Source organism: Thioclava sp. F42-5, from assembly GCF_002213195.1.
GTDB classification, from domain to species: domain Bacteria; phylum Pseudomonadota; class Alphaproteobacteria; order Rhodobacterales; family Rhodobacteraceae; genus Thioclava; species Thioclava nitratireducens.
In genome coordinates this window covers 1-478 of record NZ_NBNZ01000022.1, presented here as the reverse complement: position 1 = coordinate 478, position 478 = coordinate 1, and the positions used below count along the sequence as shown (strand labels likewise).

1 protein-coding gene is annotated in these 478 nt (G+C 57.9%); it reads left to right on the top strand.

Annotated elements, in window-relative coordinates; all coding sequences use genetic code 11:
* A partial coding sequence (locus B6V74_RS18690) for a cytochrome c oxidase subunit 3 (protein ID WP_240497149.1) occupies positions 1-478 on the top strand: 478 nt, incomplete at both ends.

Below are 478 nucleotides of genomic sequence, written 5' to 3'. Positions count from 1 at the left end.
CGGCGATCTTTTGATGTGGGTTCTCATTATCAGCGAATTGCTGGTTTTCGGGGCGGGGTTGATCGTTTTCTTGTCGGTGCGGATCACTGATCCGACGGGCTTTGCCGAGGCGCAGAATGCGCTGAACCGGACTGCCGCTGCGACCAACACGATTATCTTGCTGACGAGCGGCTTTTTCGCCGCCCTGGCGTTGAATCTGAGGCAATCGCGCAGGCGTAGCGGCGCACGCGTTTCTCTTGTGTGTGCCGCTCTGCTCGGCGCGGCATTTCTCTGGATCAAGGCCGCCGAATTCGCGTCCAAAGCCGCGCAAGGCATTGTCTGGGACACGCATCCTTTCTTCAATTTCTATTTCCTTCTAACTGGGTTTCACGCCGCGCATGTCGCAGCCGGCGTCATCCTGTTGCTGCTGGTGGCGTGGCGCGATCATGTGGGAAATATCGAGGATGCGACCGCGTTCTGGCACATGGTCGATCTGATC